The sequence below is a fragment of the Actinacidiphila oryziradicis genome, assembly GCF_005047355.1.
Taxonomy (GTDB): domain Bacteria; phylum Actinomycetota; class Actinomycetes; order Streptomycetales; family Streptomycetaceae; genus Actinacidiphila; species Actinacidiphila oryziradicis.
On record NZ_SUMC01000185.1, the window covers coordinates 1 to 8,950 of the forward strand.

An 8,950-nucleotide genomic window follows, 5' to 3' on the forward strand; every position below is an offset into this window, starting at 1 on the left:
AGGCGGCTCTCACACAGAACCTGCCGGCAGCGCACCCGCGCCGCCAAGCGGACCGGCTTCCACCACCTGCACGCCACCGAGGTCCACCCCCTCAACCCGAGGTTCGGACCACCGGACGGCAACCGCACACGGCCACGCCGCGCCCGAAAAGCCTGGAAACCACAGGCACACACAGAGTTCTAGAGACGCTCAACGAGGAGACCTACGGGTTGAACGCGACCTCCTGCGACGCACCCGGCTGTCCATCCGGTTCGGAAAGCTCAACCACTGCACCATGGACGACGCCAACCCCGCTGGCGCCAAATGCCTGGAAGACGACGTCATCCCCGAGGGACACCGCGGCCCCCTGATCGACCGCTGCCAGCCGTCCCGATGCGGCAACAGCATCGTCGCACCCGCCCACCTGCCGATCTGGACCGCCGAACGCGCCTCGCTGAACGAACTTCTGGCCACCCCCAAGCTCCCGCCGAACCGCCGGGCTCTGCTCAAAGACCATCTCAGCGAAGTCGATCTGGTGATCCGGAAGGCTGGCCCATGAACCCGCCCACAGTCTCACCCGAGACCGAGGCTGCCCTGCGAGCCGCCATGGAGCGGCTGTTCACCCAGCGGCCGACCCGCACCGACGGCAAGCTCACGAAGAACAGCCTCTGGCGCGAGGCCGGTGTCAGCCGCGCCACCATGAACCGCGCGACCGCCGTGCTCGCCGAGTGGGACAACCGGACCGAGCACAGCCCGGCAAGCCTGCACGACCAGCAGCAGACCCAGATAATCGCCCTCCTGCGCCGTCAACTCAAGGACAACCGGAGCAACCGGCGCCGCCTCCAGGACCAGGTCGACGCCGCAGCCACCGTCATCGCGGTCCTGCTCACCGAGAACACCGCACTCCGCGAGCAACTCACCAAACACTCGGCTGTCATCGTTCCGCTCGACAGATCGCAGTCCGCCCGCAAGTAAGTACTTATTTGCTGATCCGGATGTGGTTCTCGTGGAAGAACAAATAGAAGGGCAGTGCGCAGACAGCCAGCCCGAAGGCCGCCGAGACTACTTTCCCCGCACCGCCGAGCACCTTCCGGTGCACCTCTCTGCGCGCGGTCAGTTTTTCCTCGGTCATGACCCGCGTGCCGGAGTACAGGCCGACTGCGGAAATCGCGACCCCGCCCATGGTGATGAAGAACCCGCCGAGCGGGTAGACCGTGATCGCCCTTGCCACAGCCAGCGCGTAGGCGCCTTTTCCGTTGTGGAGGAAAACGTTTTCCTTGATCGCGAACTGATATCCGCCGTCGACGTTGGCCCACCACTCGTCCTTGATGAACAGGACAATTGCTGTGAGATGCGCAGCGCTGAGGAGCAGGGACGTGATCCTCTTGGCGACCATGCCTTTGTACGTGTGTTCCTGCGGATTGAAGATCTGCAGGAAAATCCCGTTGAAGAATGTCAGGGCGATGGCCCACTGAACGTATTTTAGGCCGTTCGCCGTCAGCGTATCGTGCACCTGCTCGGCGTTGGTCTGCATCACCAGGCCGTTGACCCAGTGGTGCGTGGACGGATAGGTGACGTGGTTGTACACCAGGGCGCCACCGGGCGGATCGAACAGCAGGATGTACCACGGAAGGACAAACCCGATCGCCGCGATAATACTGCCCACCACCATGAACACGATGCGCGTCGGGCGTCGAAGCTTAATAAATTTGATCTTGTCGGTCCAGTCGGGACTACTCAGATCCCTTGCCATGAGTTCCCGCGGCGCGGACATCACTTTGCGCCACCAGCCTTTACCCCCCATTACGCACCCCTCCCCTGGGTTGCGATTCATGGAAGCACAGGATGTGGCTAGATCACAGCCGTTCAGGCGAATCCCGCTCGAATGACGTAGGGTCAGTCCTCACCCTCACCCTCACCCTCTCCTTCGAATTCGGAGATGAACTGCTCGTCCGCTGCGAGGGGCCGGTTCGCGTCGTCGAAAACGATGGGGGACAACCGCAGATTCAGGGTCTGGACGCCGGCCTGCTCCCGCAACCGCTCTCCGCCCAGTCCCAGGACGTGCCACCGGACCTCCGCGCTGCCCTTGTGCGCCTTGGTCACGCTGACCTGCATGGTCAGATCCACATGCTCGATGTGGAACCTGATCTTGCTGGTGTCGCCGTCGTGCAGCGCGCTCACCAGCGAACTGCGCAACGCGCGAATCGCGGTGGCGAGCTCAACCTCGTCGTTGTGGTTCCCGGTCGGCTGTGTCATCGATGGTCTCCTTCGTCGCAATACGGTTGTGAAACGACTCAGCACGGCGATCGCCAGATGAGCAGCTGCCAGAGCCCCTGGTTCGCGCTCTGCCACACCTCCGGCAGGTGCCCGCCGAGCAGGAAGCCCGCGCACGCGGCCCCTGGCATGAACAGCAGGAGTTGCAGGACGCTGAGGAACACAGCCCGGTCGCCGTCGATGCGCACCGTGTTCTCCAGGACTATGAGCGCGAACACCGCCAGCAGCAGGACGAGCGTGATCAGCACCAGAGAACTCACGGCCAGTGCGGCCCAGTTCCCCGGGCCCAGCCGACCGCCCCGGGCTGCCGGCACCGCCCCGAACTCACCTGCCAGCACTGTGGGGCAGAGCGCGTACACCGTGCCCCGCAGCCGGGCAGCGCGGCCGGGCTCCCCTTCGGCGAGCATCGCCACCACCAAGTCCCGGCAGTCCTCGCCGGTGCTCTCGGCCGCGCTCACCGCGGACAGTGCGCGCCGTCCCGCCTCGGGGTCGGCCCCCAGCAGGATTCTGACGGTCCGTCTGCGTTCCATGTCGCTCAGCGCCACGTCGACCGCCATGGCCGCCATGACTTCCACCCCGCGACCGTCACCGTCGGCTATCAGAACCCTGGCCGCTTTCCGCCGACTCATCGGCGTCCTCCTGCGGTCCTGTGCCTGATCGGCCCACGAGTCGTCGCGGATCCGCAGGCCCCGAGGATCACCTTGGCCGATCAGGGCGGTGAGCGCTTTGCGCCGGTAGTACAGTCCGAAGTCCGCATCGGTGGCCAATCCGACCAGCAGGTCCGCCCCCCTCGGGTCGCCGCCCTTCGCGAGGCTCTCGGCCGACATCTCCCGCCAGCGGGGGCGCTGGTGGACGTCCTCCGCCCACCCGGCCAGCAAGTCGGCGCCGCGGCTGTCGCCGTCTCCCATGGCACTCTCCGCCAGGGAGTGCCGTAGAACCATCCGGCGACGCGGCGACGCCGCAACATGGACGTAGACGCCCAGGAGCGCGGGAAAGCCCCTTGAGTCGTTGAGTGTCATCAGCTTCAGTGCCGCCCACATACGTCCCCAGCCCTTGGACCTTCCGGCGGCCAGGGCGGCCAGATAGTCGGCCTCCAGCTGTGGGTGCGCGCGGCGGTCGACCCACTGATGCCCTTCGTACCAGTCGAGGTCGCTCTCCGGGTCCGCGGCCAGTTCGGCGAGCAGCTGCGCGCCGCGTGGATCGCCCCGTTTCACGACGTGGTGTGCCGCCACGCTGCGTGCGCCGGGGCTGAGGGTGGCATCGGCGGCGAGGCTGACCAACGGAGTGGCGCTCTGACCGTCGATCCCGGCCAGCAGGACGGCGGCGAAGACCCGGTCCATGTCGCTGAGTGCGGTGTCAGCGGCGAAGGCGGCCAACAGGTCGAGCCCTCGCTGACCGCCCTGACGGGCACCGAGGAACTGTGCCGAGCCCAGCCGCTCGCGCATGGCCACACCCGGATCTGTGGCCAGAGCTTCGAGCAGGTCGAAGCCACGGGGATCGGCGGCACTGGCGAGCGCCGCTGCGGCGTCGCCGCGTTGCCCGTCGTCCTGCGACGGATCCATCGCGAACTCGGCCAGCAGGTCGGCGCCGCGGGAACTGCGGGCGGCGCTCAGCGCCATCACCTGCCACCGGTCGGCCGCGGCGGACCGCTCCGTGAGACCGGCCGCCAGCGCTCTCTGCCCACGCGGGTCGCCGAGGTCGTCCAGTTCGTAGGACGCATGCCAGCGCCGCAGCTTCAGGTCTCGCGCACGGGCCTGCCGCGCGAATCGCGGCGGCTTGGCACCGGCCAGGACGGCCAGCCTGTCCGCCACCCGGTCCCGGACCGCCGGGTCCTTGACGTTGCCCTCGACCACCAGCCGGGCCACGAAACGACAGGGCATCAGCTCCCCGGTCCCGGCCAGCCGCAGCAGCGCCCCGATCAGGTCGGGTCCGCCCTTCCAGCCCGCGACCACGAAGCCGCTGACCCCCCAGTCACCTGCCCTGGGATTCCAGGCCTTGCGTGGATCCCAAGGCCGTTGCCGCGTCCTCTGCTCGAACGTCTCGTGGAACCACTGCTCTTTTCTGCGTCGGTCGTCCAGGACATACCGCGCGAGGAGGAACTCGGCCAACGTCGGGTGGAAAAAGTGGAATCGGCCGCCGTGCTCGGTGAACAGGCCGCTGCGCCTCAGCAGGGACACCGCGAAGGCCTGCCACAGCGGTTCGGGCACCTGGTGCGGGCGGAAGTCCGCGATGTCCTCGCACAGCACATCGACCGCGGGCTTGTCGCTGCCGTCCAGACGGTGCGCGGCGATGAGGGTGAGAGCGTCCTCGAAGGCATGCAGTGCCCGCTCCGCCGCCTCTGTCGCGATCGACGTGAACCGGCCGAACGTCTCCTGGATCTGCGCGCTCAGTCCGCCCGGGTCCCGCCGGTACTGGCCCTGTGCGAGCAGGTCGGTGAACTGGTCGTACGCCTCGTAGCGGTTAAGCGGCAGCGAGACCTCCGGGCTCCGGGCCTTCAGCAGGCACAGAATCGTCGCCATCAGCGGTGTACCGGCCAGTTCGGTCAGACCGTTGCGCTCGATCTCGGCCGCGAAGCCCTGGGCGGCCCGGTCCGGATCGGGCAGGTCCAGCCCGCGAAACCAGTGTTCCGCGAACACCGGAAACTGCCGGGCCTCGAAGGGCAACAGCCGGTACGGTCCGGCCCAGGCACCGCTGCCGCTTCCGCTTCCCGGGAGTTGGTCGTCAGGCAGTTGACGGGTGGTCACGACGATCCGGTAGGGCAACCCGGTGCCACCCTCGGCGAGTCTGTCGAGCTTGGCGACGATCTCCTGCCGCACCGCCGGGTCGACGATCTCGTCGAGCCCGTCGACCAGCAGCAGCCATCCCACATCGCGCAGCGGTGGCGCGGCGAAGAACGACGCGGGCCACAGCCGCCGGTCCCCCGTCCCGTCGCCGAGTTCCGCCGCGACAGCGTCCGCGACCAGCTCCGGCACCGGTCGGTCGGGGGCGAGGTACGCGGCGCGCAGCAGCACCGGGACGGTGCGCCCGGTCCGCTCCCGCTGCCAGCGCGCCGCGGCATCGACCAGTCCGGCAAGCAGCAGGCTCGACTTCCCCGAGCCGGCGGCCCCGACCACGATGCAGTTCTCGCCACGCTGCACGACGGTGTCCGCAGGCAGTACCTCCGCGACGTCCACTGCGGCGGGGCCGCCGTTGACCGCGGCCGCCAGGACGGCCGGGACCCGCAGTTCCGTCTTCTGGCGCATGTACACCGCCGTCAGCGCGGGCAGTGGCGAACCCGTCACCGTCGTGAGCGCGTCGAAGTAGGGCTGTGCCGCCGCCCGGTCGGCCGCCGCGTCCAGATAGGCGCGCAGGCGGGGACCCGGGTACCGCCATCCGCCGGACCGGATCTGCGCGTCGTCGAGCACATCCAGCCAGGCCGGGTTGAGTCCGGCTCGGGCCTCCCCCCGCGCCGGGTCAGCCTCGGGGCAGACGTCGAGGATCCGGGCGATCGGCACCATGTGCGCGCTGCCGGTCCGGCTGGAGGTCCACAACAGCCCACAGACCGCTCCGGTCCGCAGGTTCAGCACCGCGCTGCCGCTCTGGCCGGGGTGCACGACGACACCGACCAGCCTGCCTGGATCCGCACCGCCGCGCAGGCCCGGGGCCTCAAGCCGCGAGTCGCCCTGATAGGTGAGCAGCGCCGGGAGACCACCGGCGAACTGCCCTCCTCCGGGGAACCCGAACGTCCACACAGGATCTCCCGGCTCGGCCGCGCCCGACAGCAGCACCGGCGCAGCGGCCGAGACGGCGGACAGCCGCAGCAACGCGACCCCCACGCTCCGGGGGCCGTCCGGCCGGAACCGGTCCGGCATGGGCTCCAACCGGACCGGTCGGCTGTCCGCTCGGCCGTCCGCCGCGAAGATCCCCCGCACCGAGACCCCGGCCGGCAGCCGACGCGCCATACCCGCGAGCACGTGCGCGGCCGTGGCGACGAGACCCGGCGCGACCAGGAAACCGGTGCCCAGTCTGTCCCGCTCCTCCCCCGGGATCCGAACGAGCAGCCGCACCGTCGCCGCCCTGGTCAACCCGGTGAGAGCTCCGGCAGGCGTGGACGGATCCGCGGTGGGCGGCGGACCGGGCGAGCGCTCATCCCTGGTCGTCACCATCGCCCCAGCCCACGGCAATGCCGACCCGATCGCCCGAGGGCCGAACATCCTGGCCGGTCACGTGCCTCCCCCTGACGGCTCCTGGGGTTCATGGTAGAACGAACTCCATTGCACTGGGGCATAGTTGACTGATCATCATCGCAATCAGCACCTTGCACCGATCAGCGTCCTCGGCAGGACCCCGTTGGAGCAATCTCCCGGCCGGGAAACGCGCGGTGCACTCCTCCCACGCAAAAATCCGAGCCGTCAGCGAGCAGGCCAACGCCCTCCATATCGCCGCATCGCAATGAGCGCCCGCAATCCGAACCGCAGCGCCCGTTCCGCCGCGTCCTCGATGCTGGCCAGGCACTCCGAGACCTGCCGTACGTACCCCGCGTCCCGAGCTCGGGCGTTACCCCTCAGCAGCGAGGTCAGGTTGTAGGGTCGGGGGCTGGCGCGGTGGCGGAGTGCGTCCGCTCCGTTTCCAGCCCCCGCCGCTTCGAGTGAAGTAGGCCGCCGACGAGGTGCCCGTGGCGCGGGTCCTTTTCCGACGGCCCCTTCCCGAACGGTACGGGCCAGTTTCCCGGCATACCGCTCTCCAGTGATCATTTCCGGGTCGTGGCTGTGACCCGCCCCGCGTGAATGTCCTGGTGGCAGCGTTCACAGACCACGAGGGTCTTGCGTTTACGCATGGCCATCAGGTGTACCCACGGCGGCCGTTCCAGCCGTCCTGGCTTGTTGAGATCGGCAAGTTTGCGGACGTGGTGGACTTGCAGCCCTTCGCGTCCCTCGCACATCTCACACTGTCCGGCGATGAGCCGATGGATCAACTCATTTCGTCGGGCCGTAGCCATGACCGGATTGCGGTCCGTAATGACGGCGGTGCGCTGACGCTTGAGCGGGATTCCGCCGAAGCGGGCGACCAGCGGCTTCCTACCTTTATCGCGCTGCACGGTGACCTGGAAGCACGTCCGCCGGCCGTCAGGGGTATCGACAGCCGCCTTATATCTGCGGGCCATCTTCGTGACGGTCGACTTGTGCTTTCCTGCCAGGGTCTTGAGCATCGAAGTCTCCATGACCCAGCGCGGCAGCTCCAGGCGGGAAACATCCTGGGTGAGAAGGTAGTACTGGACGAACCCGCGAAACAGCAGCCATCGAGCTGCGGGCTGGTGGCGATCCCGCTCATGCTGATCCTGGTGATCGCAGTAGCTGCCGTCCTGTCCCCACCGGATGTCCGCATAGGTTCCCTGTCTCGTCGTCGCGCCCTGTTGGGTGCCAAAAGTCTCGTAAATGCGCTGAGCTGGGCGTTCGCCAGGCGGTCGTGATCTTCGTCAGGCGGTGCTGTGGCACTCGTGGATGAGTCCGCTGAGGACGTCGTGGCGTTGGATGCGCTGGGCGCAGAAGGGGATGACGTCCGGGTCGTCGGCAGGAGCGCGAAGGTTCAGGGCGCGGTGCGGTCTTCCGGTGTTGTAGTGCTCGGCGTACTGGGCGAGGACTCGCCGGGCGTGCTGTTCGTTGTAGATCAGCATCCGGTCGGTGCACTCGGCTCGGGCGGTGCGGATGAATCTCTTGGCGTGGGCGTTCATCTTCGGCGCCTGCGGTGCGGTCTTGGGGATCTCGATGCCGGCGGTGGTGAAGACGGCGTCGAATGCCTGGGTGTAGCGGCTGTCGCGATCGCGCAGCAGGTAGCGGAAGCCGGAGGCCCGTTCGTTGCGGTGTCAACGTGGAAGGGTGTAGCTCTCGCTGAGGGAAGGTCGCTGATCAGGCAGTGAGGCGGTAGTCGTGTCGGTCGGGGGTGGGGTAGAGGCGTTCATGTTCGCGGGCGAGGTGGTGTCGCCAGTACTCCTCGAAGTCGCCGTTGTCCTTCAGCGCGCGGAGTTTGAGGATGGCTTCGGAGCCGTCGAGGCCCCATCGTGACCCGGTAATGGCGAGCCTGTCGGCGATGATGTGGCGGCAGGCGCCCTCGATCGGACCGGTGGCGATCGGCCAGCCGGAGGCCAGCGCGGTGTCGTAGTGCAGGCGGTCCGCGTGGCCGGTGAGGTAGCGGATACAGGCGTCGGCGCCCTCGCGGCTGGTCCCGCGCAGTGCGCCTTGGTCTGCCTGCGCGGTGATCTCGGCAACGGCCCGGGTGGCCTGACCGTGCAGGATGGTCGTCAGGTGGCAGGCAACCCAGGCTTCACACTCGGGGGTGCCGGGCTGGTGGAAGCAGTGGGCCGCACCCCAGACGTATTCGCTCACATGCACGATATCGATCAGGATGTGCACCCCGATGCCGCGCCGGTCGGCCTCGGCCTGGACCAGATCGATCTGGTGGTGGGCGCCGTCGACGAGCACGAGCCAGTCCCGCGCGTGATCGCGGTCGCGGGCCTCGGCCTGGTCGAAGGCGGCGGCAATCGTGTGCTCGGCAGGGTGGATCACCGAGCCGCACAGCCACTTCGCGGCCGCCCTCGGCCCCGGCCGAGGCGGTCGGTCCCCGCCGCGTCCCTCGGGTGGGGCGATGATGTCGTGCGGACGACGCACCGCGGGATCGACATCGAACACGCAGGCCAGCGTGGCCATACGTTTCCGGTTCG

Annotated in this window: 8 protein-coding genes and 2 pseudogenes; 4 read left to right on the plus strand and 6 right to left on the minus strand. The window is 68.3% G+C overall.

Annotated features, from left to right (window positions below):
• The 3 genes from FCI23_RS58975 to FCI23_RS52295 form a co-directional block, all read left to right on the plus strand.
• On the plus strand, positions 1–183 hold a 183-nt coding region (locus tag FCI23_RS58975), incomplete at its 5' end, for a hypothetical protein (RefSeq protein ID WP_211265865.1).
• 91 nt (positions 184–274) lie between these two features.
• Positions 275–538, plus strand: coding sequence for a hypothetical protein (locus FCI23_RS52290; protein ID WP_246144875.1), 264 nt, complete (start codon positions 275–277; stop codon positions 536–538).
• Positions 535–954, plus strand: coding sequence for a hypothetical protein (locus tag FCI23_RS52295; protein ID WP_136730978.1), 420 nt, complete (start codon positions 535–537; stop codon positions 952–954). The genes FCI23_RS52290 and FCI23_RS52295 overlap by 4 nt, the downstream gene beginning before the upstream one ends.
• Before the next feature lie 4 nt (positions 955–958).
• Here the strand turns inward: FCI23_RS52295 and FCI23_RS52300 are convergent, their stop codons facing one another.
• From FCI23_RS52300 to FCI23_RS52310, 3 genes are all read right to left on the minus strand, one after another.
• Entirely contained in the window at positions 959–1,813 is an 855-nt protein-coding gene (locus FCI23_RS52300; protein WP_136730979.1) for a hypothetical protein, read from the minus strand.
• A 62-nt stretch (positions 1,814–1,875) separates the two neighbouring features.
• Entirely contained in the window at positions 1,876–2,235 is a 360-nt protein-coding gene (locus tag FCI23_RS52305) for a trypco2 family protein (RefSeq protein WP_136730980.1), read from the minus strand.
• Positions 2,236–2,273: 38 nt separating this feature from the next.
• Entirely contained in the window at positions 2,274–6,299 is a 4,026-nt protein-coding gene (locus FCI23_RS52310) for a S1 family peptidase (protein ID WP_211265864.1), read from the minus strand.
• A 281-nt stretch (positions 6,300–6,580) separates the two neighbouring features.
• Between FCI23_RS52310 and FCI23_RS52315 the strand changes: the two are divergent.
• Positions 6,581–6,664: pseudogene (locus tag FCI23_RS52315) on the plus strand (IS5/IS1182 family transposase); the annotation flags it as partial.
• A 318-nt stretch (positions 6,665–6,982) separates the two neighbouring features.
• On the opposite strand, the gene FCI23_RS52320 reads toward FCI23_RS52315, so the two are convergent.
• The 3 genes and pseudogenes from FCI23_RS52320 to FCI23_RS52330 form a co-directional block, all read right to left on the minus strand.
• A complete protein-coding gene (locus FCI23_RS52320) occupies positions 6,983–7,669 on the minus strand; it encodes an HNH endonuclease (protein WP_136730982.1) in 687 nt (228 codons plus the stop codon).
• A 39-nt stretch (positions 7,670–7,708) separates the two neighbouring features.
• Positions 7,709–8,062: an integrase core domain-containing protein gene (locus tag FCI23_RS52325; protein ID WP_136730983.1), complete on the minus strand. Its 354-nt coding sequence runs from the start codon at positions 8,060–8,062 to the stop codon at positions 7,709–7,711.
• A 76-nt stretch (positions 8,063–8,138) separates the two neighbouring features.
• Positions 8,139–8,950 (minus strand): annotated as a pseudogene (locus tag FCI23_RS52330) (ISKra4 family transposase); the annotation flags it as partial.